This is a genomic window from Paenibacillus sp. MMO-58 (genome assembly GCF_037146255.1).
Classification (GTDB): Bacteria; Bacillota; Bacilli; order Paenibacillales; family Paenibacillaceae; genus Pristimantibacillus.
In genome coordinates this window covers 34,457-60,970 of the sequence record NZ_JBBCVY010000003.1, presented here as the reverse complement: position 1 = coordinate 60,970, position 26,514 = coordinate 34,457, and the positions used below count along the sequence as shown (strand labels likewise).

The 26,514-nt window shown below is 50.6% G+C and carries 26 protein-coding genes; 6 read left to right on the top strand and 20 right to left on the bottom strand.

Translation table 11 applies throughout. The features are described from left to right. Positions 1 to 6: 6 nt before the first annotated feature. The 4 genes from WFJ73_RS11295 to WFJ73_RS11280 form a co-directional block, all read right to left on the bottom strand. Entirely contained in the window at positions 7 to 870 is an 864-nt protein-coding gene (locus WFJ73_RS11295; RefSeq protein WP_336773152.1) for a 3-hydroxyacyl-CoA dehydrogenase family protein, read from the bottom strand. A gap of 34 nt (positions 871 to 904) precedes the next feature. Further along, a complete protein-coding gene (locus WFJ73_RS11290; RefSeq protein WP_336773151.1) occupies positions 905 to 2,083 on the bottom strand; it encodes an acetyl-CoA C-acetyltransferase in 1,179 nt (392 codons plus the stop codon). Between the two features lie 14 nt (positions 2,084 to 2,097). Further along, entirely contained in the window at positions 2,098 to 3,195 is a 1,098-nt protein-coding gene (locus tag WFJ73_RS11285; RefSeq protein WP_336773150.1) for an acyl-CoA dehydrogenase family protein, read from the bottom strand. Between the two features lie 200 nt (positions 3,196 to 3,395). Next, positions 3,396 to 4,163 (bottom strand): MerR family transcriptional regulator, encoded by a 768-nt coding sequence (locus WFJ73_RS11280; RefSeq protein ID WP_336773149.1) that lies wholly within the window; start codon positions 4,161 to 4,163, stop codon positions 3,396 to 3,398. A gap of 155 nt (positions 4,164 to 4,318) precedes the next feature. Between WFJ73_RS11280 and WFJ73_RS11275 the strand changes: the two genes are divergently transcribed. Beyond that, positions 4,319 to 4,456 carry a hypothetical protein gene (locus WFJ73_RS11275; protein ID WP_164775555.1) on the top strand — a complete coding sequence of 46 codons (138 nt, stop codon included), beginning with the start codon at positions 4,319 to 4,321 and terminating at the stop codon, positions 4,454 to 4,456. A 37-nt stretch (positions 4,457 to 4,493) separates the two neighbouring features. Here the strand turns inward: WFJ73_RS11275 and WFJ73_RS11270 are convergent, their stop codons facing one another. The 6 genes from WFJ73_RS11270 to WFJ73_RS11245 form a co-directional block, all read right to left on the bottom strand. Further along, complete coding sequence (locus WFJ73_RS11270; protein WP_336773148.1) at positions 4,494 to 5,495, bottom strand: ABC transporter ATP-binding protein; 1,002 nt, start codon at positions 5,493 to 5,495, stop codon at positions 4,494 to 4,496. Positions 5,496 to 5,524: 29 nt separating this feature from the next. Continuing rightward, entirely contained in the window at positions 5,525 to 6,301 is a 777-nt protein-coding gene (locus WFJ73_RS11265; RefSeq protein WP_336773147.1) for an ABC transporter permease, read from the bottom strand. Then, positions 6,298 to 7,107, bottom strand: a complete 810-nt coding sequence (locus tag WFJ73_RS11260) for an ABC transporter permease (RefSeq protein WP_336773146.1) — start codon at positions 7,105 to 7,107, stop codon at positions 6,298 to 6,300. The genes WFJ73_RS11265 and WFJ73_RS11260 overlap by 4 nt, the downstream gene beginning before the upstream one ends. Further along, positions 7,104 to 8,291 (bottom strand): serine hydrolase domain-containing protein, encoded by a 1,188-nt coding sequence (locus tag WFJ73_RS11255; protein ID WP_336773145.1) that lies wholly within the window; start codon positions 8,289 to 8,291, stop codon positions 7,104 to 7,106. Before WFJ73_RS11255 ends, WFJ73_RS11260 begins: the two co-directional genes overlap by 4 nt. Before the next feature lie 30 nt (positions 8,292 to 8,321). Next, positions 8,322 to 9,476, bottom strand: a complete 1,155-nt coding sequence (locus WFJ73_RS11250; protein WP_336773144.1) for a serine hydrolase domain-containing protein — start codon at positions 9,474 to 9,476, stop codon at positions 8,322 to 8,324. 202 nt (positions 9,477 to 9,678) lie between these two features. Further along, positions 9,679 to 11,250, bottom strand: a complete 1,572-nt coding sequence (locus tag WFJ73_RS11245; RefSeq protein ID WP_336773143.1) for an ABC-F family ATP-binding cassette domain-containing protein — start codon at positions 11,248 to 11,250, stop codon at positions 9,679 to 9,681. Positions 11,251 to 11,374: 124 nt separating this feature from the next. On the opposite strand from WFJ73_RS11245, the gene WFJ73_RS11240 reads away from it, so the two are divergent. Then, on the top strand, positions 11,375 to 12,808 hold the full coding sequence (locus tag WFJ73_RS11240) for a DEAD/DEAH box helicase (RefSeq protein WP_336773142.1): 1,434 nt from the start codon (positions 11,375 to 11,377) through the stop codon (positions 12,806 to 12,808). A gap of 72 nt (positions 12,809 to 12,880) precedes the next feature. Here WFJ73_RS11240 and WFJ73_RS11235 read toward each other — a convergent pair whose 3' ends face one another. Both WFJ73_RS11235 and WFJ73_RS11230 read right to left on the bottom strand, forming a co-directional pair. After that, the gene (locus WFJ73_RS11235; RefSeq protein WP_015844352.1) at positions 12,881 to 13,186 is read right to left on the bottom strand and encodes a DivIVA domain-containing protein; all 306 of its coding nucleotides are present in this window, start codon (positions 13,184 to 13,186) and stop codon (positions 12,881 to 12,883) included. A gap of 165 nt (positions 13,187 to 13,351) precedes the next feature. Then, the gene (locus WFJ73_RS11230; protein ID WP_201008103.1) at positions 13,352 to 13,678 is read right to left on the bottom strand and encodes an L-rhamnose mutarotase; all 327 of its coding nucleotides are present in this window, start codon (positions 13,676 to 13,678) and stop codon (positions 13,352 to 13,354) included. Positions 13,679 to 13,892: 214 nt separating this feature from the next. Between WFJ73_RS11230 and WFJ73_RS11225 the strand changes: the two genes are divergently transcribed. After that, complete coding sequence (locus WFJ73_RS11225) at positions 13,893 to 14,039, top strand: hypothetical protein (protein WP_165930719.1); 147 nt, start codon at positions 13,893 to 13,895, stop codon at positions 14,037 to 14,039. Between the two features lie 60 nt (positions 14,040 to 14,099). Here WFJ73_RS11225 and WFJ73_RS11220 read toward each other — a convergent pair whose 3' ends face one another. Further along, positions 14,100 to 15,350 (bottom strand): TolB family protein, encoded by a 1,251-nt coding sequence (locus WFJ73_RS11220; RefSeq protein WP_336773141.1) that lies wholly within the window; start codon positions 15,348 to 15,350, stop codon positions 14,100 to 14,102. Beyond that, positions 15,347 to 16,327 carry a VanW family protein gene (locus WFJ73_RS11215; RefSeq protein WP_336773140.1) on the bottom strand — a complete coding sequence of 327 codons (981 nt, stop codon included), beginning with the start codon at positions 16,325 to 16,327 and terminating at the stop codon, positions 15,347 to 15,349. The genes WFJ73_RS11220 and WFJ73_RS11215 overlap by 4 nt, the downstream gene beginning before the upstream one ends. A 108-nt stretch (positions 16,328 to 16,435) precedes the next feature. Here WFJ73_RS11215 and WFJ73_RS11210 point away from each other — a divergent pair, with 108 nt between their 5' ends. Then, on the top strand, positions 16,436 to 17,584 hold the full coding sequence (locus WFJ73_RS11210) for a hypothetical protein (protein ID WP_336773139.1): 1,149 nt from the start codon (positions 16,436 to 16,438) through the stop codon (positions 17,582 to 17,584). A 58-nt stretch (positions 17,585 to 17,642) separates the two neighbouring features. On the opposite strand, the gene WFJ73_RS11205 is transcribed toward WFJ73_RS11210, so the two are convergent. The 4 genes from WFJ73_RS11205 to WFJ73_RS11190 all read right to left on the bottom strand — a co-directional run bounded on the left by WFJ73_RS11205 (position 17,643) and on the right by WFJ73_RS11190 (position 21,848). Next, the gene (locus WFJ73_RS11205; protein ID WP_336773138.1) at positions 17,643 to 18,200 is read right to left on the bottom strand and encodes a LysM peptidoglycan-binding domain-containing protein; all 558 of its coding nucleotides are present in this window, start codon (positions 18,198 to 18,200) and stop codon (positions 17,643 to 17,645) included. A gap of 83 nt (positions 18,201 to 18,283) precedes the next feature. Continuing rightward, the gene (locus tag WFJ73_RS11200) at positions 18,284 to 19,357 is read right to left on the bottom strand and encodes a glucosaminidase domain-containing protein (protein WP_336773137.1); all 1,074 of its coding nucleotides are present in this window, start codon (positions 19,355 to 19,357) and stop codon (positions 18,284 to 18,286) included. 299 nt (positions 19,358 to 19,656) lie between these two features. Beyond that, positions 19,657 to 20,274 (bottom strand): PadR family transcriptional regulator, encoded by a 618-nt coding sequence (locus WFJ73_RS11195; protein ID WP_336773136.1) that lies wholly within the window; start codon positions 20,272 to 20,274, stop codon positions 19,657 to 19,659. Between the two features lie 5 nt (positions 20,275 to 20,279). After that, the gene (locus WFJ73_RS11190; protein ID WP_336773135.1) at positions 20,280 to 21,848 is read right to left on the bottom strand and encodes an MDR family MFS transporter; all 1,569 of its coding nucleotides are present in this window, start codon (positions 21,846 to 21,848) and stop codon (positions 20,280 to 20,282) included. Positions 21,849 to 22,015: 167 nt separating this feature from the next. Between WFJ73_RS11190 and WFJ73_RS11185 the strand changes: the two genes are divergently transcribed. Next, positions 22,016 to 22,849 (top strand): sugar phosphate isomerase/epimerase family protein, encoded by an 834-nt coding sequence (locus tag WFJ73_RS11185; RefSeq protein ID WP_336773134.1) that lies wholly within the window; start codon positions 22,016 to 22,018, stop codon positions 22,847 to 22,849. A 53-nt stretch (positions 22,850 to 22,902) separates the two neighbouring features. Here the strand turns inward: WFJ73_RS11185 and WFJ73_RS11180 are convergent, their stop codons facing one another. Beyond that, positions 22,903 to 23,916, bottom strand: coding sequence for an SDR family oxidoreductase (locus tag WFJ73_RS11180; protein WP_336773133.1), 1,014 nt, complete (start codon positions 23,914 to 23,916; stop codon positions 22,903 to 22,905). Between the two features lie 123 nt (positions 23,917 to 24,039). Between WFJ73_RS11180 and WFJ73_RS11175 the strand changes: the two genes are divergently transcribed. Further along, complete coding sequence (locus tag WFJ73_RS11175) at positions 24,040 to 25,074, top strand: ParB/RepB/Spo0J family partition protein (protein WP_336773132.1); 1,035 nt, start codon at positions 24,040 to 24,042, stop codon at positions 25,072 to 25,074. Positions 25,075 to 25,256: 182 nt separating this feature from the next. Here the strand turns inward: WFJ73_RS11175 and WFJ73_RS11170 are convergent, their stop codons facing one another. Continuing rightward, the gene (locus WFJ73_RS11170; RefSeq protein WP_336773131.1) at positions 25,257 to 26,480 is read right to left on the bottom strand and encodes an MFS transporter; all 1,224 of its coding nucleotides are present in this window, start codon (positions 26,478 to 26,480) and stop codon (positions 25,257 to 25,259) included. Positions 26,481 to 26,514 lie beyond the last annotated feature (34 nt).

The window sequence follows — 26,514 nt, the reverse complement described above, 5'->3', positions numbered from 1 at the left end:
GCGATTCTATTCGTAGCTGTAAAAGCCCTTCCCGGTTTTCTTCCCTAACCAGCCGGCCGATACATAGTTGCGCAGCAGCGGGCATGGCCGGTATTTCGAATCGCCAAACCCCTCATGCAGCGTCTCCATAATGTACAAGCAAGTATCCAGCCCGATAAAATCCGCGAGAGTAAGCGGGCCCATCGGATGATTCATGCCTAGCTTCATAATCCGGTCCACCGCTTCTGGCGAAGCCACGCCTTCATAGACGGCATAGACCGCCTCGTTAATCATCGGCATCAGAATCCGGTTCGAGATAAAGCCCGGGTAATCCTCAACGCGGACGGCCGTTTTCCCAAGCGATTCGGCAAGGGCTACCGTCGTTGCCAGCGTATCGGCCGAAGTAGCCAGACCTCGAATCACTTCCACAAGCGTCATAACCGGAACCGGATTCATAAAATGCATGCCTATCACCTGCGAGGGGCGCTTTGTCGCGCCGGCGATAGCCGTTATCGACAGCGAAGAAGTGTTTGTCGCCAGAATGGCATGCGGCGGACAGATCCGGTCCAATTCCTTGAACAGCTTCTGTTTAAGCTCCAGCTGTTCAGGGATAGCCTCAATTACAAAATCGGATACCCGGCAGGCTTCCAAAGTTATAACCGGCGTCAGCTTCCGCATGGCTTCTTCCTGCTGCTCCTTCGTTAGCCGTCCTTTTTTCGCGAATCGGTCCAGAGAGCTCCCAATCGCGTACATCCCGCGCTCAACAGCCGCTTCGGTAATATCGTAAAGCGCGGTCTCGTATCCGTATTGCGCCAAAGTCTGGGCAATGCCGCTTCCCATCTGCCCGGCTCCCAGCACGGTAACCTGGCGGATCCGCCGTACCTGCTCCATCCTCTTCACCTCGGTTCTCGTTCAAGCATCCTTTTCACGCGTCAACCTGAAGCAAAATCGCGTCGCCCTGCGCTCCGCCGCTGCATATCGCGGCGATCCCCAATCCGCCGCCCCGCCGTTTAAGCTCATGAATCAGCGTCAAAACAATACGGGCGCCGCTTGCTCCAATCGGATGCCCCAGCGCGATCGCTCCGCCGTTGACATTTACTTTCTCAGGATCCCAGCCAAGCATCTGCCCGCTGATCAGCACCACCGAAGCGAAGGCTTCATTCACTTCAAATAGATCAATCTTCTCCAGCGGAATTCCCGTCTGCTTCAGAAGCTTACGGATCGCAAGCGCCGGGACGGTTGCCAAATACGCGGCTTCCGCGCCTGCCGAAGCATGCCCGAGTATGGTTGCAAGCGGCTTAATGCCAAGACGGAAGGCTTCCTCCGAAGACATGACCGTCACCGCGGCGGCGCCGTCATTCACCCCTGGAGCATTGCCGGCCGTAATCGTCCCGGTCCGGTCGAAGGCGGGCTTTAAATGGGCCAGCTTTGCCGCATTCGTATCCGGACGCGGACACTCGTCGACATGATGCTGCATGCCGTCATCCATAATGACGGGAACGATTTCCTCGGCAAAGCGCCCGCTCCGCTGTGCAGCTACCGCGCGCATGTGACTGCGGAGCGCCCAATCGTCCTGCTCCGGGCGCCCGATATTGAACTCGTCAGCCACCCGGTTGCCAAGCGAGCCCATCGGCACCTGGTGGAACGCGCAAAATAAGCCGTCATGATTCATCAGATCAACCAGTGCCGCATTGCCCATTCTAGCGCCCCATCTTGCCGTTGGAACGGCGTAAGGAGTGCGGCTCATGCTCTCCATTCCGCCTGCCACAACGATCCCGGCATCGCCGGAGCGTACCATTTGATCGGCCATCGTTATGGCCCTCATGCCCGATGCGCAAACCTTGTTTATCGTCTCCGACGGCACTTCCCAGCTTAGACCCGCCAGCCTTGCGGCTTGCCTGGACGGAATCTGACCGGCTCCCGCCTGAAGCACCATGCCCATAATGACGCCATCCACCTGACCGGGCGAAATGCCGGATCTTTGCATGGCTCCTGTAATCGCTGCAGCTCCCAGTTGAACGGCCGGTACGGTTTTGAACTGGCCGCCATACTTGCCAAACGCTGTTCTTGCCCCAGCTACGATGACCGACTGACGATTAGACATGCCGTCAGCTCCTCCTATTCCGCCTCCTGGCCTAAAATAGTCGAATGCGAATGTTCCATAGCTGCCTCCAGACTTTTGGCATCCCGCAAATAACGTTCAACGCGGTATTCGCGCATATAGCCGTACCCGCCAAAAATCTGTACCGCTTCTATGGCCGTCGCTACCGCGTGTTTGATCGCGTAAAGCTTTGCCATAGCCGCTTTCGCGCTGCTTGACAATCCTCTGTCCGTGGACCAGGCTGCATCGTAGACAAGCCACCTTGATGCCTCCACATTCGCCGCCATATCCGCCAGCTTAAACGCTATGCCCTGCTGGCGGCCGATCGGTTTGCCGAATTGCGTCCGTTTCTTCGCGTAGTCCAACGCGGCATCCAATGCCCCCTGGGCAATTCCCGTAGCTTGAGCGGCCGCACCAATATTCCGAATTACGTTAATGCCATTAAATATATGTCCCGTGCCTGATTCCGAGTTTTCTTTAATCACGTTAAATAAAGGAAAATTTACGGATTGAAAACGCAGTTCCGCAATAGGCATCCCCCGCAAACCAAGCTTGCTTTCCGAAGGCTCACAAGTGAGACCGGGACTGTCACCTGAGACCATACCTAGCGAGAGTCCTCCGGTCCGATGCTTGATTAACCCTACATAATCTTCCGCTACGCCTGCCAGTTCGACGGACGGCAAAGTTCCGTTTAGTTTATAGATGTCTTGGTCCATCCTTTTTCCTTTTAAGGTCGGACGCGAATAAGCAATGGTTCCAAGCCTTTTCCCTGTAGTTAATGGCATTAATCTTCCCTCGCGCAAGTTATCGCTTCCATGCTTGGAAAGAACCCATGCCGCTGTGGTATGCACCCCCAGCACAGCCGAGGTCGAAGCACATACACGGGCCAGCTCCTCCAGGACAATCGAGTAGACGAGTATATCGCTGCCCGCTCCGCCCCACTTCTCGGCAATCGGAATCCCCGTTAAGCCCATCGTCGCCATATTGTCGAACAAGCTGCGGTCAAATCGCTCAAGCTCATCTCTGTCAGCCGCACCCGGGGCAAGCTCGCTTTCCGCAAAATCCCTCACCGCCGCACGTGTCAGCTCATATTCCTCGTCCAGCTGAAACCGCATCTCCCCCTCCCCCTTTCCGTAAAAGGACAACCTATTCGACGGATTCCGAGCCAATATCAATATATGAAGGAGCCTAACGCTAACATGCCGTACGCAATAAAAAACCGCAGCCTGTAAGGCTGCGGTGAACAAAATGAAGTATTCGACGTTTTGACCGTTGCCTGCAAGGCTGCGGTGAACAGAGTATGAGTGTTCGACGGCTACGGTTGCTTCACGCCCGTATAAATATGAATGGCATCCCTCAAGAATGCGGCCGCACCAGGCTGGTCGGCATCGTAGTAAGCGGTGAACCGTTCATCATCCACATACATTTGGGACAGGCCGGCATGAGCCTCTTTCGAGTACTCCTTCCAATAAAACATCAGCCAGCGTTTGTGCAGCTCTGCCGTTTTCTGCGCCAGCTCACCCGAGGGATCACCGGTTTTGATGGCTTCCGCCAAGGTTGCTTTGATCTCTTCCCCAAGCTTCGTTACTTCGTCATACTGCTCTTGCGTCATATTGCTTAGCTTCGCGTTGGACGCATTAACGGTATCGTCGCCGTATTTTTCCCGGATTTCCTTGCCGTACATCTTCTCGTTCTCATCAATAAGCTTCTGCTTGAAGCCTTCGAATTTTTGTTTGTCAGACATGTTTATTCTCCCTTCCGCATGCTCAATGGATTGCTCGACATTCCGGATAAGGACATCCAGCTGCCGCCTTCTGTCGAGAAGCTGCTCGCGGTGCTCCTTCAGCGCAGTCGACTTATCAAAGGTAGGATCTTGAATGATTTGCCTGATTTGCTCAAGGCCCAAGCCAAGCTCGCGGAAAAATAAAATCTGCTGCAGCAGATCCACCTCCGCCTGCCCGTAAATCCGGTATCCGGATGAACGGACTCTTGCCGGCTTTAACAGTCCAAGTTCATCGTAATACCGCAAGGTTCTTGTGCTCACGCCCGCGAGCTGTCCCAGCTTCTGTACGGTATATTCCATATCTGTTCACCTCCCGACAACCTCAATGTACACCTTGACGCAACGTCAAAGTCAACGGTAGATTTCTATTTTTTCTTAGCTTTTTATTTCCTACATTATACAATGCATGATTTAGTCAAAGCCCGCTCAATCTAGAAGGGTTGGAGGTGAAAAATATGACAGGACGCAACAACAAGCCCGACAATGACGGACCGGCTGCAAGCCCTTCGCGCCTTGACCAATTCGGCGATAAGCTTGCCGACAATTCCGGATCGGTTCCGAAGAAGAACAGCAACAACAATACTTGCAAATAATGAGAAAGGGGCTGCCGGCGACGGCAGCCCTTCCTGCTTATGACTTCGTCGCAGCCGACTCCACGGCCGCTTCCGCCATATACAGCTCCTTCATAATCGATTCTATCGGGATAACGTCAATCGCCATGTCCACAATGCCATAAACCTCGTTAAACTCCCGGATAAAACGTTTCAAAGGCAATACGCTCGTATCAATCTCCAACGCAAGCTCTAGAAGCCCTTTCCGTTCCGTAACCGTAATCCCCTGGATATGAATATCCGGAACAACGGTTTCCGTTGCCAGACGGACAGACTTCTTGTCCCCTAGTCTGCTCCTTAATACCCCAAGCGAATCATCCACCACAATCTCGCCATGGTTGATGACGATCACCCGCTCCGCAAGCATCTCGACATCTTCCAGGTCATGCGTCGTTAATATAAAGGTGACTCCCTGGCTGTTCATGCTCCGGATAAAATGGCGGATATTCTCCTTCGCAATCATATCCAGCCCAATCGTGGGCTCGTCGAGAAACACGATTTCCGGCCGGTGCAGCATCGCCATAATAAACTCGCATTTCATCCGCTCGCCTAACGACAGCTGGCGGGTAGGCTTTCGGATGATATCTCCAACTCCAAGCAGCTCGGTAAGCTCATTTAACGTTGATTGATACTGCCGTTCGGGAACGCCGTATATCGCTTTGTTCATATAAAAAGCATCGACGGGAGGAATATCCCAGAGCAGCTGCGACTTCTGCCCAAAGACTGCGCCAATGCGGCCGACATACTGTCTTCTCTGCTTCCACGGAACAAGCCCCAGCGCTTTTACTTCGCCCGATGTCGGGTGAAGGACACCCGTCAGGATCTTGAGCGTCGTTGACTTCCCCGCGCCGTTGGGGCCAAGAAACGCCAGCATTTCCCCTTGCGGGACGGTAAAAGACAAATCATGAACGGCCTTGATTTCCTTCATCGGCCGTTTAATCAAATTACGCGTCACTTCGCGGAGCGTATGGCCGCGTTCATGGGACATATACGTCTTCGTCAGATTTCTCACTTCAATCATGCTAATCCTTCTCCCCTTCGTCTCCGCCTCTAGCCGCCAGCACTTGTATAACCTTTCAGCATCCGGTTCCAATACAACATCCCGAGCAGCAGGAAACCGGCAGCCGGCAGCAGCGCCCATAACCCTCCCCAGCTGGTCCGGCCAAGCAGCGCTTCAGCAGGAACAAAAGCGATCAAACCTACGGGAAGAACATAAGTTAATACGTTTTGCAGCGATTTCGAGAAGATGGTTCCCGGATACATGCCAAAGCTTGTAAACGCGTCAAAAATATCAAAGACCCGGCTGCTTCCGACCCAGCGGAACAACATGCCGGACAAGAACAGGGATACCGCGCATAACATCGTGACTGACGCCAGGAACAGCAGTCCGAATTGCAGCCACGCCCAACCGCCGGGCAGCTCCATCCCGTTTAAGGCGTAAAGGAACAGAACGGTACCGCTGAACAATCTGCCGAAATCATCCGGATCGAAGCCCGTGATCATCGCCATCAGCATAACGGGTCTAGGCCGGAGCAGCAGCAGGTCAAACGTTCCTTCGCGGACATGGCCTAGCGTAGTGCCTACCATGCCGAAGAAGAACGGAAATGCGATTCCTTTGGACAACGCAAACACCGCTTGAATAAGCAGCGCCTCGTGCATCGTCCAACCGGGAAAAGAAGCGCCGGATTTGTACACAAGCAAAGTAACGAGCGGAACGACCAGATCTCCGATAACGAGCATTACAACGCTGATGAAGAAATGGCTGCGATACGCCATTTGCTCCGCAAATTTGGTTCGCAGGACCGCGCCGAACAAAGTCTCCCTCATACGCCCACCCCCGTAAATCTTCGCATGGCAGCGTTGTATAGAAAGGTCATGGTTAGCGCAGTAACCGCAATGGCGACGGCTTGCAGGCCTACAGCCTGCGCCAGCGACAGATGAATGCCGGCAAGCTCATAGTCCCCTCCGTATACTCTAGTCGGCAAATAGGTAATGAACTGAAAAGGAAGGAAAAATAATATCTTCTGCAACGCTTCCGGGAAGAAGGACAGCGGGATAAACACCCCTGCGCAAATATCCTTTAGGAGCAGGAACACCCGCCGGATTCCTTCTGCCCGGATCAGCCAGAAGGCGGTTAGTCCAACGCAATAATTGACCATAAAGTTCATCAGGAAGCTGAGAGCAATCGAAAGAACCGCCCAGCCCGGAGCGGCGGGCTGCAGATTTACGCCAAAGACAAAGATAAACAGAAGGAGAACAGGCAGCACTTCAACCCAAAGCGCGAGCGAGCGGTGTCCGATCTTCTGGGCAAGCGCGAACAGCCAATGCGGCAGCGGCCTTAGGGCGAAGGTGACAAACTTCCCGCTGCGCACTAGCATCTGCAAGTTCCAGTCCGCGAAATCAAACGAAATGTAATGTATTAAGCTAGCGACGCCATAATAGGTTAACATCTGTTGATAAGTCAGACCGTTTAACGTGTCATGTCCCTGGTATACGGCTTTCCAGATAAACACCTGAACCAGGAACATGACGGGACCAACTAGCAGCGAAGCCGCCATATGCGACCGGAACGCCGCCCACTCCTTGTAGGTAGCGAAGCCGATCGCGGCTATGACGGCGGTCAGCCGCTTCACAGCCAGCCGGAGCCGATAATATTTTGCGTGCCGCTAATCGACTCCGGACACCAATCCAGGTTGGACGGCACAAAAAATACAACTACGGATTGATGCTGAGGATCGACAAGAAATTTACAGCGTCCCGCCCCTTCATGGCCGTAGGAGCCAACGGGCAGCCAGTCGTCATGCCCGGTCAGGCTAGCACCAAGCCCGTAAGTAAAGTTCTTGATTCGCCCACCCCAGCAAAAGCCTTCAATCCCGCTGTTCAGCACATTCGTGGTCATCTTCTCTACCGACTTGCGGGATAAGATTTTGACACCGTCAAGCGTACCGTTGTTAAGCAACATCTGGCCAAAGCGGTACAAGTCGTGCAAGGTGGAATTCATGCCGCCTCCGGCTCTTTGGGGACTGTACTTGCGGTCATGCTTCTTCGTATCCCGGTTCTCCTCATGCTCGTTAATCCAGCATACCTCGCCCAGCAGCTCCTCCGGAATTTCGAAGAACGTACGGTTCATGCCAAGCGGTTTTACGATCTTCTCCATCACATACTGCTCAAACGAAATTCCGCTTGCGCGGGATACAATCTCTCCCAGGACATTAAATCCGGCTGACGAATAGCTCCATTCTACGCCCGGCGCCGATAATGGCTGACCGGACAAGAGAGAACGTATCCACGTGCTGCGGCGCTGCTTTTCCAGCTCCTCGGGATCCTTGACGGCATCCGGCCCTTCCGTCTCCGGCTCGAAGGCGAAAAGCATATCCCACCAGCCTCTCGGATAAGGCTCCTGGAAGTAGCCGGGATCCGCCTGAAGGCCCGAAGTATGGGTCAGCAGATGCCAGATTTGAATCTTTTCGTATGTGGCGTTTTTGAATTCCCCGATCCATTCCGAGACCGACTGCCGGAGAAACAGCTTGCCCTGCTCGACCAGCTGGAAGATCGCCGTCGCTGTGAACAGCTTGGTTACCGACGCGATTTTGCGGATCGTATCGTCCTTGTAGACCGAATCGGGATCCGTGTACTTGAGCTGTCCAAAGGCGGCTTTCGCAAATACCTTGCCATTTACGGAGAGGAGATAAGCCGCGCTTTGAATCTGGTTCCTTTCGATAAGCGACTTAAAATGCTCCTCCAACCGAAGCCGCGCATCCGGATCAAATCCGGTCTCCTGCGGTTGTATTGCCGTATTTACACCCGATGTTGACATGGGCATCCCTCCATTTTAAAAGGCTGATTATTATTCCAATCCCGACCAGACGATAGCCCGCGGGGTAACAACCGATTCATTCGTGAAGCCTTTATGACTTGGAACCAGGAACGCAAATACCAATTCCTCGACAGGATCCACATACAAGCCGCAATGACCGTAGCCTTCATGAGAGAAGGTTCCTTTGCTGGCCAGATCAAAATGATCCACCGACCAGCCTAGCCCGTATTTGAAATCCGTGTGAAGATTGCCCCAGCCCCTGCTTGTTAAGCCATGCAAATGATTCACCGTTTGCAGCTCGACGGAACGTTTGGACAACACGCGGTTGCCGTTGCCGGTTCCGCCGTCCAGCATCATCTGCCCGAACTTCCACAAGTCCTCAAGCGTCGAATAAAGACCGTTGCCTGCGACGTTTGGCATGTCCGCCGTCCGCTCGCGCGGCTCGTAGACTTCTTTTTTCTCCCAATCATTCGTACAGCAGACAGCGTTCCGTTGATCCTCGGGTACCTTGAAGAAGGTATTCGTTAAGCCGAGCGGACTCAGTATCTCATCGTGTATGTACTGTTCGTAGGACTTGCCGGATACCCTGGCAATAATCTCGCCTAATACGGCATAACCGCTTGAGCAATAGATCCATTCCTTGCCCGGCATGCGCTGCATGGGACCGGAGATCACAACCTGCAGCCAATTGACATGCGGATAGGCTTTCTTCGCTTCACGAGCCATCCATTCGTACCACGGAAGACCGTAAGGCTCCAGGTAAAAGCCGGGATCTCCCTGAAGGCCGGAGGTATGGGTGAGCAGCTGGAAGATCGTAATGTTGCGATGCTTATCGTTATCGAATTCGGGCAGGATCCGGCTGACGGATTCCGTCAGAAAGATTTTCCCTCGGTCAACTAACTGATGGATCGCAACGGCCGTAAATACTTTCGTGATCGAATAGATTTTCCGAATGGAATCGGGCAGAAGATCGGCGCTGCCGTCTTCATGGCGCAAACTCCCTAACGAGCGCTGCGCGAATACCTTTCCTTTTCTCGCGATGATGTAACTTGCGCCCTGAATCGTACCGTTTCCGATTATGGAAGAATAATGATCGTCGAGACGCCGGAGTTGTCCTCTATCGAAACCGACTTCCTCTGGACTGGCGTTGGTCCAGCCTTCATGAATGCGAATCGTATCCTGCATTTGAATTGACCCCTCCCTAAATTGGAGAATCATGGAAATGGAAATACATTCCTATTCTAAGGGCACGAATGTTCGTATGTCTATGCCTTTTTCGTGTATAAACAAAATATATTTTGCGGTTTGTTTAAACCTTTGAACTTTTCCCGTAATTAAAAAGGCAGGACATAAGCACATACGCGCTTTGTCCTGCCTTTGCGTTTCTCTACAAGCTCTGCTCGCTTACTCCGGTCTCCGGATCGAAGGTCAGCATCTTGGTTCCGATTTTATCGATAAAGAATCGATCATGACTGACGGTGATAACCGCTCCCGGGAAATGAATTAACGCCTGCTCCATCACCTGAATACTCGTCAGATCAAGGTGATTCGTCGGCTCGTCCAATATGATAACGGCGGCACCGGATAGCAGGCATTTGGCAAGCGCAACGCGGGCCTTCTGCCCGCCCGACAGGTTGCCGATAAACTTGCTCAGATCATTCTCCGAGAATTGCAGCATGGACAGGAACTTATTGACCTTTTTCCTCGGCGCATCCAGGCCAAGCCCATACGTATTCACCGCGTGGCTGACCGTATCCTTCGGATCAAGCTCCTCCCACATCCGGTTGAAATAAGCGTAGCTTACCCCTCTCTCCCAGACGACTTCACCGGACTCCTGCTTCTCCTGCCCCGTCAACACTTTAATGAGAGTGGATTTCCCGCTCCCGTTAGGGCCAACGATCACAAGGCGGTCTTCCTTTTGAATGTCAAAGCTGATATTCTCGAAAATCTGTCTGCCGTCATAAGTTTGGCTGATTTGCTTCACTTCGCATAATTTGTCCGGAAAACGCAGCTTCTCGTAAATATCGGTGATCAGCACATTAACGGGATGAGGCTCAATCCGTTTCTTGTTATCCGCTAGTTTACGAGAAAGACGGTCTTCCGAGGTCTTTTTGCTGCTTCGGCTATCTATGGCTTCAGCTTCCATCAGGAGAAGCTCTTCTTCCCACTCGAACTGGCGGTCCAGCTCCTTCTTGCGCATTTTCTTCTTGCGGACATAATCGGTGTAATTGCCATCGTATTCCTGAAAATGATAGTTCTCGATCTCAATCGTTTTTGTAACGACTTTATCGATGAATTCCCGGTCATGGGAAACCAGAATCATGGCCCCCTTGAACCGGAACAGCCACTGCTCCAGCCAAGCGATGCCTTCCATATCCAAATAGTTCGTAGGCTCGTCGAGCAGGACAACATCCGGCGTTTGAATGAGCATTTTCGCTAGTGCCGCGCGGTTTTTCCAGCCTCCGGACAACTCGTCGACCGGCTGATTACGCGAATTATCGTTAAATCCCAGCTTTGTAAGCACAGTGTTAATCTCGACAGACACATTCCAGCCGTCCAAATGCTCCATTTGCTCGAACAATTCCGCCTGTCTAGACAGCAGCTTGTCCATCTCGCCGTCATCCGTTACCGATCCCAGCTTCTCCGCGACCTCTTGAAGCTCTCGTTCTATGAGGGCAACTTGCTCAAAGCACATCTCCAGCTCCTGCTGCACGGATAAGCTGCCGCTTAGTTCGGAGAATTGCGAGAAATAGCCGATCTTCACTTGCGGATCGATCTCGACCTTGCCGGACGTTGGCTCTTCCTTGCCCATAATAAGCCTGAATACCGTCGACTTACCCGCACCATTCCGGCCAATCAGGCCAACACGCTCCCCTTGGCTCAGGCGAAAATAAATATCGCGAAAGATCATAGCGTCTTCATATTTTTTCGTCACGTTCTCTAGTCTAATTACGCTCATCGCTATCATCCTTTCATTCTTCTAACGATTATAACACTATCAAGTACGATTCCGGGTATAATGAACAAGTATAGGCTAAAATGTACGGCATAGTACGGCGAATATCATGCAGAAGAGGTTTGAGATGACGGTATTTAAAGAATTAAGCAAGGAAATTACGACAGCTCTGAGCAGCTTGGGCTTTGACACTCCAACGGAGGTGCAAGCGAAAGTTATCCCTATTGCGCTTGAGAAAAGGGATCTGGTCGTCAAATCGCAAACCGGCAGCGGCAAAACAGCCGCATACGGCATTCCGCTCTGCGAGCTTGTGGAATGGAACGAGAATAAGCCGCAAGCTTTAATATTGACGCCAACCCGCGAGCTTGCGGTTCAAGTCACGGAGGACATTACCAATATCGGCCGGTTTAAACGAATCAAAGCAACGGCCCTTTACGGGAAATCTCCTTTTCATATTCAAAAGGCTGAGCTGAAGCAAAGGACGCATATGGTTGTCGGGACGCCGGGACGCGTGCTTGACCATATTGATCGCGGCACGCTTGCGCTGGACAAGCTGGCTTATCTGGTCATTGACGAAGCCGACGAAATGCTGAATATGGGATTCATTGAACAAGTCCAATCGATTATTCAAGCCTTGCCTAGCGATCGGGTAACGATGCTGTTTTCCGCGACCTTCCCCGAGGATGTCGCCAAGCTGTCGCGAAGATATATGGACAGCCCCGCGCAAATCGAGATACAGGGAAGCGGATTAACGACGGCAACCATTGAACATTCCCTTATCGAAGTAAAGGAAGCGGACAAGCTGGCCTTGCTGCAGGACGTTCTTGTTGTGGAAAATCCGGACAGCTGCATTATTTTCTGCCGGACCCAGGAGAATGTCGACAAGCTGTTCCGGTCGATGGCCGAGCTCGACTATCCATGCGATCGCATCCACGGCGGTCTGGAGCAGGAAGAACGCTTCGAGGTGATGAATGCGTTCAGAAGAGGCCAATTCCGCTATTTGATTGCGACGGATGTTGCGGCAAGAGGGATCGACATTACGAATATCACCCATGTCATTAACTACGATATCCCGTTAGAGAAAGAAAGCTACGTGCACCGTACGGGACGCACCGGACGCGCCGGCAAGAACGGAAAGGCGATTACCTTCCTTGCGCCTAACGACGGCAAACGGCTGGCGGAGATTGAAGATTACATCGGCTTCGCGATTCCTAGAGTGCCAGCTCCTTCGGAGGAAGAGGTTAGCCGCCGCCTCGAAGATTTCGAACGCAAAATAAACGTTGGGGTTGAGCTGAAAAAGGACCGCCGCGAGCAATTAAACAAGCAAATCATGAAGCTTAACTTCAATGGCGGGAAGAAAAAGAAATTCAGGGCGGTTGACTTCGTCGGGACCATTGCGAAGCTTGAAGGGGTAACGGCTGAGGATATTGGAATCATAACGATTCTCGACCATGTGACCGATGTCGAGATTCTGAACGGCAAAGGATCGCTCGTTCTTGAGCTGATGAAGAATACGACGATAAAAGGCAAGCAATTAAAGGTGCGCAGAGGAAACAAATAAACCTTGCTGAAACTAAAAAGCCGCTTCCGCTCTATCCGACATAGAGCCAAGCGGCTTTTTAACATGCAACGATTAGAATACGCGCGGGCGAAGCGTTTCTCTCTTTTCCCCGAATACGCGCTGCTCCAGGTCTTCCAGACGGCGTTTGATCATGAAGTAATCGAAGGCTTCCTTGTCCTTCATCAATTCCTTATGTATGTTCGCCAGGTCAGCTTCAAACTTTACGATCAGCTCCTGCATGCGGCTGTAATCCTTGATAATCTCGTCGAGGAACTCATCCACCTGCTCTTGGCTGTAGCCTCTCATCTTTTTCTCGAATTGCTTAGCATGTATGATTTGTGCTGTTAATTGGATACCGTATTGACTCAACTCGCTCATGGTATAAATGCTCCTCTCAAAACTCGATAAAAATGACACCTAGTCTATATAATACGACGATTTTCGACTTTCTGCAAAGCCGCTCTCTTCCAGTTAACAAAAAAGGACAGCTAAACGCCAATTCGCGTCAAGCAGCCCTAGATAAATTCAACTTATTATTACGTATTATTTCAAGTAAAAGACTTCTCTTAACGGACGAATTGGTTCGGCTTCGCGGAAATCGAATGAGCCCTCCACCATTTGCGAGGTGATGGCATTCCAACGGTTGCACGGCTCGCTCTCGGCGATTATGCCGAACGCCTTCTCTACATCATCGCATTCGAAGCAGTAGAAAAACTGGTTGCCGTTTTGAAAGATCGAATAATTCCGGATCCCTGCGCGCGAATGCTCTTCCATAATTTCAGGCCAAGGGGCCAGATGCATGGCTACGTATTCCTCAAGCATTTCTTCTTTGATTTTCCAGGTCCAAGCGAATTTATTGCTGTTCTCCATTTGCTACCTCTCCTTCTCTTTCCTTCATTGCTGAACGCCAATCATGCCCTTCCTTATGAAGACGTTTACAAAAATGTTGACAGGTTCAATACTAGGCTATCCATGTCATGGTGTAAAGAGAAGATTTTTCACGCGATATTCGAAGCGGCCTGCGGGCAATCTAATTTCGCCACAGGTTGTAGGCGCCATTCTATCGCAGGGAGGAATAACAAACATGTCGCATAATAAACGACGCTCTTTCCAAGGTAAAATGCATGCACTGCAGTTCAACTCGCTAGAAGCTGAAAATAATGTGGCGGGGTCAACGGACCGGAACCGCAACCAAAAAGGCCATGTTCCGAACAGCCCTTCGACAGGCTAGATGTTCCGTTAAACCAATGAAGCAATGAATGAAGGAGCTCCAACATTGGAGCTCCTTCGTTCACTTGTTCAAATATCCAATCATTTCGCTCCAATTCGCTCTGCCGTAATAATCTTCGGCAATGGTCAGCTTCGTAATCCAGGATAAGGACCGTCTTGCACCCGGTTTGATCAGCTTGACCTCCGCGGAGCCTTGACCGGACTGTACAAAGGCAATCATCCCGTTCTTCATGATTGTTGGCGCATAATCGCCATAGCCGTCGATGCCTTTCGTCACATTTTTGCTCTGCCCTGTTCGAAGATTAACCTTAGCCAGCAGAGGCATTGCTCTGTCTTCTTCATCGCCCGACCATGCCGCCTCTTTCCTCCGGGACACGATAATCGCTTCATCGCGGTCCCAAGTAAAGTCGTTGTCGGCATAGTCCCGAGGCGTCAGCACACGCTTTTTCAAAGTATGGATATCCTCGAGAACAGTCAGTTTTTTGTTTGATGTCGCTTCTCTGCCCGTACCTTCAATAAAGGCGAGCTGACCGTTTGACGGAGCCCATTGAAACCAATTGGCATAACCTAGCATCTGACCCGCCTTCACAAAGTTCTGGCCATCCGAAGACAGCAGGATTAACGTGTTGGCATCGGAAGATAAGGAAGCGGTTGGCTTGGCAATAAACGCAATCCATTTTCCGTCCGGCGACCATTTGAACGGGCTTGTCTGAATCGCGAAAAAATCATCCGATTGGGCAGGCAGCCGGTAAAATTGCTGCTTTGACCAAACCCCGCTCGTACCGTCAGGCTTTAATACATACAGCTCAATCGGTGCCCAGCCGCCTTCCGGCAGCAGCTCCGCCGCAGTAGATACAAGCAGTCCGCTGCCGTCAGGCAGCCACGAGAACTCCCCAGCATTGTCCATAATATTGTTCTGCGAATGGTCGCTTGGCCTGTCAGCCGACATGACGCTCAGCGTTCTTCCCGACAAGATGGCTAATCGATTGTCATGGGGAGCCCATTTGGCATTGCTGCCTTCCCCCAGCCTTCTCATACCGCCGGTTGCAGCTTCATAGGTCCACACTTCGGGCCTGTTCTCATCACGGAGGAAGGTCATCCATTTTCCGTCATTTGACCATTGGGGACTTCGAATATATTCCTCCTTGGTCAGCGGCTTCTGAACCTCGTCAATCGCCAGCCATAAGTTATTGGTCCGGATAAAAGCAGCCTGCAGCGCTTCCCGTTCCCCTTCTGCAGCCACGCTAGTCAATGCCAGCAATGACGAGCCCGCAACAGCAGCAATAATTAATGCCGTTAATTTCTTGATCATGGAAGCATCCCCTTCCCTTCATTAACATCATGCTGTTGGGCTTTGAAAACAACTTCCTCGGGCAGCTTTTTCGACATGCTTGGGATATGGCGGTGTTTGTATTCAATAAGCTCAGAGGAATAAACGGACACAAAGACACGCCCGCTTCCGGCAAAAGCACGGATCAACACCGGCTGATTGTATTGATTCTTGAATACGAAATCCGGTCCGTCCCAGCTTACCGTAGCATCCCGCCCGGGCATCACGTAAGGCACATGCCGGCTATGCGAGTATCGCTGGATGATTTTGAGCCCGGCGCTGTCAATGGCGTTAAACAAAGTAGAGGATACTTGGCAAATGCCGCCTCCCACTCCCTCGGAGAGCTCCCCGCGGACGATTATCGGCGCACTCAAATATCCTTTCTCCGGCGTTCTTGGCCCCACGGTACGGTTAAATGAAAACGTCTCGCCGGGGAAAACAACCGTATTGGAAATCGCTTTTGCAGCCAAGGAAATGTTATGGGAGCGGTTCTTATTGTTGCTGTTGTAATAAGTGACATAGTTACCGATCGCTTTTTCCTTAATGCTGGCAAGCAATTCGCTGTCCACCCTCGCGTGCACATGAGTTAAGGGTACCTCTATGGTCGAAGGCTTGTTATTGAAGAAATAGCCGTAAAATTGCGTGGCAAATTGATCGCGGTCCAGTTGATAACCAGACTGTTCCGGCACGATCGTCCCCCTATCGCCGATATAAGCGTTAACGGGAGGCATATTGATCTTTTTCTCAAGCTTTGACAGCAGGTTATCGAACTTCCCGATATCCAAAAAGGACGTCCCCGGAAGATCGTAATCCCCCCGCTTGATCTGGGCAAGCGGTTGTCCGCGGAACTCAATGGTCAGATGTTCAGGCACAATATAAGGCTGCTCGGGCTGTACGGGTTGTACAGGCTGCTGCAGCAAGATAGCAAGTCCAGCTATCCAGATTCCGTTAAATCCCATTCTTCACTTCTCCTATCGTCACATAAGCACTCATTCAGCCGCGAATAATAATGGACAAGGATAGTATGGTTCGCCGAAGCTTCAATTATTTAGTAACAGGAGGAAAATATGCTTTTTCAGCGATTTATACGTATTAAGGCTTGCAGAATGATCGTGCTTGCATTAGCCCTTGCTTGGCTGCCGGAAAATAATCTCCATGCAAGGTCTGCTGGGATGAAAGAAGAAATAAACGGGCATTCCTCTTTGCAGTTAATGGTCAAATCAAGCCCTACCGCCGTATTCGAAGACCATGACACAATAAAAGATCCGGATATCGTAAATGCCCTTGATTCTCCGATGTGGCAAGCATCCGATGAAATCCCGCGATTTTCCGATCTTTATATTACCCGGGAAGGTATCGCTGCTTCATCTTTTCGCGTAGATATCAGCGGACGCGTATGGGATGAGACGCAGTCAAAAATGCTTGTTCTGCCGGACAAAGCAATGGCTAAGCTGCAGCAGTCTGCCGAGGCATTGCGGGCGCAGCATTACGGACAATTACTGGATTGGCAGGATGCGGAAAAGCTTTTTTCCAGAAAAGCCTACTTTGTAATCAAGGATATGGAGACCGGGTTATCGTTCCGCGTACAACGAAGAGCCGGACATGATCATGCGGATGTTCAACCCGTGACGAAGGCAGATACCGAAATTATGAAGCAGATCTACAGCAAGGGCTGGACCTGGGACAGAAAAGCGATTATCGCGGAAAAGGATGGCAGGCAAATTGCGGCTTCCATGAACGGGATGCCTCACGGCGGAGACGGAATACCGGAGAATGGCTTTTCGGGGCATTTTTGCGTACATTTCCTGAACAGCTCTACCCATAAATCCGAGAACCCGGATTTGCCGCATCAGCTAATGGTTCACAAGGCTGCGGGAAAGCTTCGGAATTATTTTGCGAACTCTTCCCCATTTCTCCTTGGTCAAGGCTTAATTGAAGCCATTCACCATGAAGAGCCCGAGATGATCCGCCTGCTAACGGAAGGACTACCCATAGAGCAGTCGGAAGCGCTACTTTCGCAGCAGCAGGATTGGCGTTCTATCCGGCGGAAGGACGGACGTGAACTGCCCCAGGAGGAATCCTGGTTGTCCGAGGTAAGGATGGAGGCAGAGACTTTGCACGCAACCCGGGGCAAAAGGCTGATGCACTTCCATTCCCGGTTCGTGCGTATGAGTCCGATCAGCCCGTGGGAGATGAAAGAATTAATCCTTTCTTAAAAACAAATAACGTCCGCTTCCTTTTTATGGGGAAGGAGCGGACGTTATTATTTCTAGCTTAATATGGGCCATTAACGGATATTCCGTGGATATGAGGATTTGCCATATTCGGACTTACCATACTAGGGCTTACCATGTTTGGGTTTGCCATGTTTGGACTTGCCATGTTTGGACTTGTCATGCTAGGGCTCACCATGTTTGGCTGCCCGTTTGGCTGGGTATTACTTTGTTGAAGCGATTGCGTTGCAGGAAGATCCATGTATGTTTTATGGCAATACATATTGGAGATTCGCGGAATGACAACCGTTTCGCCATGCTTGAGGGATTTTGGATTCCCGATATGCAGGTTGGCTTCCTCTAGCAGCGTATTTGGAATGTTGTACGCATGGGCGATTTGCTCCATCGTATCTCCTGCCTGCGCTTGGTGATGAGCGAAATAATAGTTGCGGTCGTCTTCCCGGAAGAAAGGGAAGAAGAACGGCGAGAAAAAGAAGAACGGGAACAAGAAACGACCTGGAAAGAAAGGATGCGGGAAAGGTCGGAATGGTGGACGGAATCCGCCGCCAAAGCCACCTCCAAAGCCACCTCCAAAAGGAACAAAACCACGATTATCCATCTTAATACCTCCGTCATATAGTCATTTGACTATATAACTTATTGAATCCTGGGCCAAAAGGTTCCTGTTCCCCGTTATGTTATTTAGAGCTTCTTATAATCTCGTTTCATAATGTTCATGACCAGACTTGACCATTTCGGATTGGCCGGACAATACTTACTCGCTACTTTATCAATCGTTGTGTAGCCTTTATCGATATAATTCTTTGCCAGCAGCTGGCCGAACTTGCGGACACTGTCACCTTTCGTTTCGAAGGCAAATGCTTTATTATATTTGTCGCTGTCTAATGCATTAAGGCCAAACAAATTGTTTTTCTTCTTGGCGAGCGTACTCTTGCCGTTGCCGCTTTCCAGCTTCATCACGGCAATCGTAAAGTATGCGTTAATGCCGTATTCCTCTTCGATTTCGAGAATAGCTTGCTCTAATCCGTGATCCGCAAGAGCCGTTTTCTCAAACAGCTTCGCAATATGTTCTTCCGTCAGTCCCGAGTCCGATTCCACAACGGATGTTGGCTTCTCAGGGTCGGAAGACACTGATAATATTTTAACGGGCCTGATCTCTAACGTATCGTTAAGCGGCGGCGCAGCTTCCGCAATTGTATTCGCTTTCGCCAAAACTTCTACCGCAGGAGACTTTTCAGCAACCGGAGCCGCTTTTCCTTCAATCTGCTCGGCGTAACGTCCATGGACAAAGCCTTGATCCTTCAGAGCCAGCCATCCGTTATCCGTTGCGTGGTCCACCTCGATGGTGTCCCCTTGCTTAAGTACTTGAATAATATTGGAGTCTGCATCCGGCTTCTCGCGGACGTTGAGGTAAAACGCGGTTACTGCGTATGTAAGTATGGGCGGTTCTTTCACGGAGGGTTGCGCGGCAGCGCTATGTATTTCGGGGATTATACTTGGCTCAGGTTCCGCCAGCGCTGCTTCTTGCCTCTCTACAGGCTTTATTTCAGCGGCCTCCGGCAGCTGCGGCGTAAACAGCTGTAAAGCGTCACTTACCACGATATTGCCGTCAGCGATGGATAAATGAGCAGTCGATAAATCATGCGTTACTTCAGCAGACACTTTATTTGAAGGTAAAAAACGCGTGCTCAAGGTCATGAACAAAGCTATACAAAGTACATATACGAGCACTTTTGAATTGATTTTTGTACGCATCGTTACACCTCTTCCCTCGTTTTTGTAAATCAGACATACCTGCTGTGGTATAGGTTAGATTGTACATAGGAGGATTTGAAAAACGTGTCAAATATCCTGCGCGGCTCACTTGTTTCTTTGTCGGAGCTTCATGCCAAACTTTGGCTGAAAAAGCGGATTTTGAACGGATGCCGTCCATTCGAATCGCTTTGACCGAAAAACGCACGAAAAAGTTGCCCCTATCTGACCCTATCCGCGAAAATTAGTAAAATAAAAACAAAAGAACCGCACCCTTGTGCGGTTCACTAGCTTTATTTGTATTATTTTTCCGGCATTTGAGGTCCGGGATGGGACTTGAGATATTGCTCGATCTGCTCAGGTGTCCAGCTTGGACCTTGAAGAAGGCTGCCGCTCCTTACCAGCTCCAGCAGTTCCAGCAGCCACTCCTTCTCCGCCTCTCCGAATTTCTTGATTCCGTTAATCATCATTCGGGAGCCGGTCGGAAGAAAGCTCCCTTTTATATCTAATACCGCTTCCATGCGTTTAATACGCTCTTCGCATGCGGCCAGCTGCTTCTGCAGCAGCTGCTCAGTCTGCCCCTGATCGCCGTGACGAATGAAAGGCAACGCGAGGAAAACGGGATGCTGCGGATAAGAAACCTGGCTGAGCTGTTCATAAAGCAGTTTATGGAATGCTTCTTTGCCTGACTCCGTAATCCGGTAAATCGTCTTGTCGGGCCGGTTATCGCCCGGAACCGCCACAATCTCCGCCGTCTCAATCAGCCCGTGATCCCGCAGCTGGTCTACCGCGTAATACAAGGAACCGTCACGAAGCCGAAAAGATTCATTCCAATTCCGCTGCTTAATCGTTTGTCTAATATCGTAAGGATGTCTGTCTCGTTCCATTAGAAGCCCCAATATTAACAGCTTCATTGACATGATCCTTATCTCCCCGAGAACGAAGGCTCCGGCTTGCCTGCATCGTCTTTGGCTGGAGCCTGATTCGATTTTGGAGGAAGTTCAAGACGGGCGCGGCCCATCAGAATCGCGAAAACAAACGCCAATACCGGCAGGATGACATTCCATTGGAAAATAAACAGAATGGAATCGGACAGCTTGCCAAGCAGAAGCGTTACAAAATCTGCAGGCAGCCCCATTTTAGCTTGAACCGCAGGATCAAGCAGCGCCTGTCCGCCTTTGATCTGTGCCGCCATTTCCGGCTTGATGCCTTGCACGTCCTGCAGCGAATTTTGGAAATGCGTTTTTTGCATTGCGCCAAACACGGTAATGCCAAGCGCGGAACCGATCGTGCGGAAGAATGTGATCAACGACGACGCCGAACCTTTGTACTGCGGAGGAACGGAGTTCAATGTCGAGATATTCAGCAAGGAGAAGGATACGCCGATACCGAGGCCAATGATAACCATAAATACGGTAATCAGTGCACGGCTTGAGGAAGCATCCATCACATAGCCAAGCAAATACGTTCCGACCATCAGTACGATCGAAGATACGATCATGACGTCGCGGAAACGGACTTTATTCGCAATCCGGCCGCCGATCTGCGCGCTGACGACGACCCCAAGCATCATCGGTGTCAGAACCGTGCTTGTGCTGGTTGCCGAAAGATGAAATACGCCTTGCATGAACAGCGGAATATAAGTAGCGACAGCAATCATAATGCCGCCGTATAGAAGACTGATCATCATGCTGCTGGTGAACAGCTGCTTCTTGAACAAGGTCAGCGGAATAATCGGATCCTTCGCCATTTTCTCAACAAACAGGAAGACAACGGCTAGAATGCCCGCGCCGGCTAGAAGCGAGATTGTTTTGAACGAATCCCATGCCCAGCCATCGGTACCGCCAAGTTCGAGTCCAAACATCAGAAGAAGGACAGCTGCCATCAGAATAACCGCACCGGCCCAGTCGATCACTTGCTTCCGGTGGTTTTTCGATTCCTGATAGCCTCTCATGATAAAAATCAGGGACAAGATGCCAATTGGAACGTTGATGTAGAAAATCCAGCGCCAGCTGATATTATCGGTAATGGCACCGCCCATAATCGGACCAAATACGCTCGAAATGCCAAACACGGCTCCAAACAGGCCCATCATCTTGCCGCGCTTCTCCGGCGGGAACAAGTCAAAGATAATGGTGAAGACAATTGGCATAATCGCGCCGCCGCCGACACCTTGAATAGCACGGTAGATAATTAACTGATTCATGTCTGTTGCCGTACCGCAAAGAATGGAACCGATCAGGAAAAAGATTAGGCCTGAAATAAAGAACCTCTTCCTTCCGTACATATCGGACAGCTTGCCGAAGATAGGCGTTGCGACTACCATTGCGATCATGTAAGCAGAATAAACCCAGACGAATTTGTCCATTCCGCCCAGCTTCTCGATGATCTTGGCCATCGCCGTCGATACGATCGTCTGATCGAGCGCCGACATAAAGAGGCCAAGCAAGAGGCCTGCGATTACTAATTTGACACTACTTTTTTTCGCGTCCATAAGAACTTCCCTTCTGTAGTCATTTATCCGTACTCAAATTTGAATACCCTAGCTTATTATACTCAAATTTGAGTGATGTTCAATCCCTAAAAGGAATAAATTAATTGTTAAGGAATCTGGTGTATAATGGCAGAGAGAAAACAATCGATAAGGTGGGATTTGTACATATGTCATATTTGTCGTTAAGTACTTGGAGCCTGCACCGCAATCTCGGACCGCTCCGCTGGACCGTATGGAATGAGGAAACCGGCACTCTCGATACGGCCGTTCAAGAACAGCCGTTACTGCATTCTCTTCTTGAGCTTCCCGCGGAAGCTGCCAAACGCGGTTATCGGGCCGTAGAGGTCTGCCACTTCCATTTCCCTTCTACCGAACCGGATTATCTCGCACAGGTGAAGCAAGCATTTGCGTCAGCTGGTTTGTCCTTTGATACCTTGCTCCTTGATTACGGCGATATCACTTCCTCTGATCCAGCCCGCGTAGAAGCTGATATGGCCTATATCCGCCAATGGATTGAAGTTGCTTCCTTAAGCGGAGCGAAACAGATCCGGGTTGTGGCAGGCGAAGCTCCTCCTACGAATGAAGAGGCTATAACTCTCTCCGCAGTCAGATTGTCCAAGCTTTCGGAATATGGCCGCACGCTTGGCGTGAAGGTCATCACGGAAAACTTCAAACCACTCACCTCTACCGGCGCAAGCTCCAAAAAGCTGCTCGATCAATGGGGCGAATATGCAGCAACGATTACCGATTTCGGCAACTTTAAAGGCCAATTGAAATATGAAGAGATTGCCCTTACGACTCCGCTCAGCGTGTCCGTCCATGTCAAACCCCAATATGATGCTGACGGGATTCCGGATGAAGCGGAGCTTCGCCGCTGTCTGGACACCGTCGCCTCCGCCGGATTTAACGGTGCTTATGTATTGATCTACGACGGTCCCGGCGATATGTGGGAAGGCATGGAACGCGTGAAAAAGATCGTCTCTTCTTATCTCGCTTCCTAGAAAAAAAGCGATACAGGGATAATCCCTGCATCGCTTTTTATTTTGCAATAGTTCTACCTATCTACGTTCATTCCAGATGAATGCGCCGCAATAATGCGGTCCATCTGCTCGTTCCAGGCTTCATCCTCCGAACATTTCTCCGGATGAGCCTCGAACCAGTCAATGGTCCGTTTAATCCCTTCCGCAAATGGAACAGTGGCGACAAAATCCGGTACAAGCTTCTTGATTTTGCTGTTGTCAAATACCGCGCTTACCGCTTTATCGCCAAGCAAGCCGCCTTCCAAATCCGGATCATAGGTGATCAGGAAGTCCGAAGAAATATGTACCAGGTTCGGTTTAACTCCGGCGGCTGCGCCAATCGCCTCGTAAATCTGATTCCAGGACAACACTTCATCTGATGTAATATGATACGCCTCGCCAATCGCAGTCTGCTCCCCAAGCAACCCCACAAAACCTTTTGCAAAGTCCGAATTATGTGTCATCGTCCATAGGGATGTTCCGTCGCCGTGAACAATAATCGGCTTACCCTTGCGCATGCGAGCAACAATTGAAAAAGGATGAGGCCAACTGTTAAGCGATGCCGGGATCATCGTATCCCCATACGTAAAGGAAGGACGGACAATCGTAACCGGGAAGCCGGTTGCGGCATGTTCCTTCATAAGAAGCTGTTCGCAGGCGATTTTATCTCTCGAATATTGCCAATAAGGATTTTCAAGCGGCGTGGCATGCTCCGTTATGATATAATGCTGCAGCGGCTTCTGATAAACCGAGGCCGAGCTGATAAAGATATATTGCTTCGTGCGTCCCCGGAACAAATCAATGTCGGTCTGAACATGCTCCGGCGTAAAAGCGATCCAATCTACCACGACGTCAAATTGATAGTCTTCCAGCGCTGCCGCGGCGGACTTGGGATCTCGAATATCCCCTGTAATGATCTTCGCGCCTTCGGGTACAAATCCGTCACGGTTTCCCCGGTTGAACAAATAGAGGTTGATTCCGTTCTGTACAGCAAGCTTGGATACGGCCTGGCTGATCAAGCCGGTACCGCCGATAAACAATACATTCATGTCTTATCGCTCCTCCAACCAACATTAATGGCTTACTTCAGTTATAGTGTAAAGCTTAAAAGCAACAGGAGCAATGTTTAAGGTATAATAGAAAAGATAGAACAATAGAATAGGAGATAAGTGATGGATATTGTACAACTCCCATTAAACCAAATCGACGAAGATACGGACCAGCCCCGCTACCAGTTCGACGAAGAAGCTTTGGTCGAGCTGATGCGTAATATTGAAGAAATCGGGCTTCTCTCCCCCATTAAAGTAAGAACGATTGATGGCGGTAGATATAAGATTATTTACGGCAACCGCCGTTATAAGGCTTGCAAACGCCTTGGACTTGCTACGATCCCTTGTATCGTGACGAACATGACCGATGAGCAGGAGATCTATTTGGAGCAAATCGCCGAGAACCTGACGCGTCAAGGCTTCTCTCCGATAGAAGAAGCTGAAGCTTTCAACAAGCTGATGACCGATCCGAAATTCAGCCGATCCGTTAAATTCCTGGCCAGCAAATTCGGCAAACCGGAATCGTACATAAAGAACAAATGCGAGCTGCTTAAATTCGGCAATTCGGTTCGAAAGCTTATCATTGGCGGCACGGAAATTCGCAAAGACCGTCTCACGGAGGACCAGCTGCTGCCGCTGAAGGACCTGCCGATGGAGCATCGGGATCCGTTGGCCCTCATTATGGCAAGAGACGAGATGCCGCCCACAGACGTGAAGAAAATTGCCAAGCTATTCAAGGACAAGGACATCTCTGCCGCAACAAAGGACAAGCTCCTGTACAAATCGGGCCCCGGATTGCTGGAAACCTGGTCTGTGCAGCAGCACAACAAGGCGGAGAAAGCAAAGCCGGCCGAACCGAAAGCACCAAAAGCGGAAAAGATTAAATCTGCCGAGGTATCCGAGACAGGAACAACAGCTGCAGCCGAGGTTATGCCTTATACGGTCAGCCCTTACGAGGCAATGGATAAGAAGCTCAATCAGCTGCTTGCTGCTCTGCCCTCCTTCACCCCGTTGCCCGAAGAAGCGGCTTTAACTTTGCAGGAGCTGAATGCCGAGGAGAGAACGCAGCTTATCAGAAGGATGGAAGCCTTGTTAGAGCAATTGCGCAGCCATACCGAGGAATGGGACAAGCTGAAAAAAATCGCGGCAGCCAATTAATTCGATACGCTCTGCTTGATTTGCCCCGCTGTCCAGATCAGGATCGGACAGATGATCCCGAAGATCATCGCATAAAAGGGCCAAATGCGGAAGGTCTTAAAAATAAGACAACCGTATTTAGCCCTTTTATTGCGTTTCTTGCCTATTGCCGGACAGGATCATGCCTCCTGCTGCGGACCGTATTACGCGCGGTCAGGATCCATACCTTTTGTTTCCCGGCCAAACAGCATCACCGTTAGCGCTCCAATGACAATAGCAACAAAGAAAACAACGAATACGGCATTAATCGTTGTGCCGTTGTCAATCAGCAAGCCTACCAGATACGGACCGATAATTCCGCCAATCCTCCCGAAGGCTGCAGCAAAGCCTACTCCAGTCGAGCGAACGCTTGTAGGATACAGCTCCGGCGTATAAGCGTACATGGCTCCCCATGCCCCAAGATTGAAGAACGACAAGAAAATGCCCGCGGTGAGAAGCATACCGGCCGTACTGGCATTACCGAACCAAATGGCACACACGGCCGTCATAAGCAGATAAATACCGAGCACCGCTTTTCTGCCGACCCTTTCAATTAAATAAGCAGCCGTAAAATATCCCGGTAATTGAGCTAATGTAATAATAAGCACGTATTGAAAGCTCTTGACGAGCGTAAAGCCTTTCAACACCATAACGGTTGGCAGCCACAGGAACATCCCGTAATAAGAAAAGACAACCGTGAACCACAGAATCCACAACGTTATGGTAGCCCGTTGGTAGGGACCCGACCACAGGGAGGCCATGCGCTCGCGAAAGGGAAGCCTTCTCCTGTCGGCCTGCTCTTTATAGCGCGGGGAATCTTCGATTGCCCGTCTTAGGAATAACGCATAGACCGCGGGTATAGCGCCGATAACGAGTGCCATTCTCCATCCGAAATGCGGAATAAAGAAATAGGAGATAAGAGCAGCAAGAATCCATCCTCCTGCCCAGAAGCTTTCAAGCAGAACAATCGCTCTGCCTCTTACTTCAACAGGCACCGATTCGGATACTAACGTGGATGCAACCGGAAGCTCCCCGCCTAAACCAAATCCCGCAACAAAACGCAGCATTGCCAGAACCATTAAATTGGGTGCCAAGGCAGATAATCCGCTAGCTACGGAAAACAGCAGCAAAGTCCATAGTAGAACAGCTTTCCGGCCGTAACGGTCAGCCAGCGATCCGGATACCGCTGCGCCAAATGCCATTCCGGTAGAGTTTATAGCGGCAAGCAGACCAATCTGCTCTGCATTGAGGTTCCAATCGACGCTTAAAGCCGCTGCGATAAACGAGACAAGCCCTACATCCATGGCGTCAAATAACCAGCTGAATCCGGCGCTAAGCAGCAATTTACGGTTTTTGGACGTACGCAGTAACGCAGCAGCTTCACTCATCTGCACAAAGCCTCCATTCTTAGCCAAATTGTTA

Bases quoted from the DNA above. Each gene is read 5' to 3' on its own strand.
- WFJ73_RS11295 (WP_336773152.1), bottom strand. From the start codon at position 870: ATGGAGCAGGTACGGCGGATCCGCCAGGTTACCGTGCTGGGAGCCGGG.
- WFJ73_RS11290 (WP_336773151.1), bottom strand. From the start codon at position 2,083: ATGTCTAATCGTCAGTCGGTCATCGTAGCTGGGGCAAGAACAGCGTTT.
- WFJ73_RS11285 (WP_336773150.1), bottom strand. From the start codon at position 3,195: ATGCGGTTTCAGCTGGACGAGGAATATGAGCTGACACGTGCGGCGGTG.
- WFJ73_RS11280 (WP_336773149.1), bottom strand. From the start codon at position 4,163: ATGGAATATACCGTACAGAAGCTGGGACAGCTCGCGGGCGTGAGCACA.
- WFJ73_RS11275 (WP_164775555.1), top strand. From the start codon at position 4,319: ATGACAGGACGCAACAACAAGCCCGACAATGACGGACCGGCTGCAAGC.
- WFJ73_RS11270 (WP_336773148.1), bottom strand. From the start codon at position 5,495: ATGATTGAAGTGAGAAATCTGACGAAGACGTATATGTCCCATGAACGC.
- WFJ73_RS11265 (WP_336773147.1), bottom strand. From the start codon at position 6,301: ATGAGGGAGACTTTGTTCGGCGCGGTCCTGCGAACCAAATTTGCGGAG.
- WFJ73_RS11255 (WP_336773145.1), bottom strand. From the start codon at position 8,291: ATGTCAACATCGGGTGTAAATACGGCAATACAACCGCAGGAGACCGGA.
- WFJ73_RS11250 (WP_336773144.1), bottom strand. From the start codon at position 9,476: ATGCAGGATACGATTCGCATTCATGAAGGCTGGACCAACGCCAGTCCA.
- WFJ73_RS11245 (WP_336773143.1), bottom strand. From the start codon at position 11,250: ATGAGCGTAATTAGACTAGAGAACGTGACGAAAAAATATGAAGACGCT.
- WFJ73_RS11240 (WP_336773142.1), top strand. From the start codon at position 11,375: ATGACGGTATTTAAAGAATTAAGCAAGGAAATTACGACAGCTCTGAGC.
- WFJ73_RS11235 (WP_015844352.1), bottom strand. From the start codon at position 13,186: ATGAGCGAGTTGAGTCAATACGGTATCCAATTAACAGCACAAATCATA.
- WFJ73_RS11230 (WP_201008103.1), bottom strand. From the start codon at position 13,678: ATGGAGAACAGCAATAAATTCGCTTGGACCTGGAAAATCAAAGAAGAA.
- WFJ73_RS11225 (WP_165930719.1), top strand. From the start codon at position 13,893: ATGTCGCATAATAAACGACGCTCTTTCCAAGGTAAAATGCATGCACTG.
- WFJ73_RS11220 (WP_336773141.1), bottom strand. From the start codon at position 15,350: ATGATCAAGAAATTAACGGCATTAATTATTGCTGCTGTTGCGGGCTCG.
- WFJ73_RS11215 (WP_336773140.1), bottom strand. From the start codon at position 16,327: ATGGGATTTAACGGAATCTGGATAGCTGGACTTGCTATCTTGCTGCAG.
- WFJ73_RS11210 (WP_336773139.1), top strand. From the start codon at position 16,436: ATGCTTTTTCAGCGATTTATACGTATTAAGGCTTGCAGAATGATCGTG.
- WFJ73_RS11205 (WP_336773138.1), bottom strand. From the start codon at position 18,200: ATGGATAATCGTGGTTTTGTTCCTTTTGGAGGTGGCTTTGGAGGTGGC.
- WFJ73_RS11200 (WP_336773137.1), bottom strand. From the start codon at position 19,357: ATGCGTACAAAAATCAATTCAAAAGTGCTCGTATATGTACTTTGTATA.
- WFJ73_RS11195 (WP_336773136.1), bottom strand. From the start codon at position 20,274: ATGTCAATGAAGCTGTTAATATTGGGGCTTCTAATGGAACGAGACAGA.
- WFJ73_RS11190 (WP_336773135.1), bottom strand. From the start codon at position 21,848: ATGGACGCGAAAAAAAGTAGTGTCAAATTAGTAATCGCAGGCCTCTTG.
- WFJ73_RS11185 (WP_336773134.1), top strand. From the start codon at position 22,016: ATGTCATATTTGTCGTTAAGTACTTGGAGCCTGCACCGCAATCTCGGA.
- WFJ73_RS11180 (WP_336773133.1), bottom strand. From the start codon at position 23,916: ATGAATGTATTGTTTATCGGCGGTACCGGCTTGATCAGCCAGGCCGTA.
- WFJ73_RS11175 (WP_336773132.1), top strand. From the start codon at position 24,040: ATGGATATTGTACAACTCCCATTAAACCAAATCGACGAAGATACGGAC.
- WFJ73_RS11170 (WP_336773131.1), bottom strand. From the start codon at position 26,480: ATGAGTGAAGCTGCTGCGTTACTGCGTACGTCCAAAAACCGTAAATTG.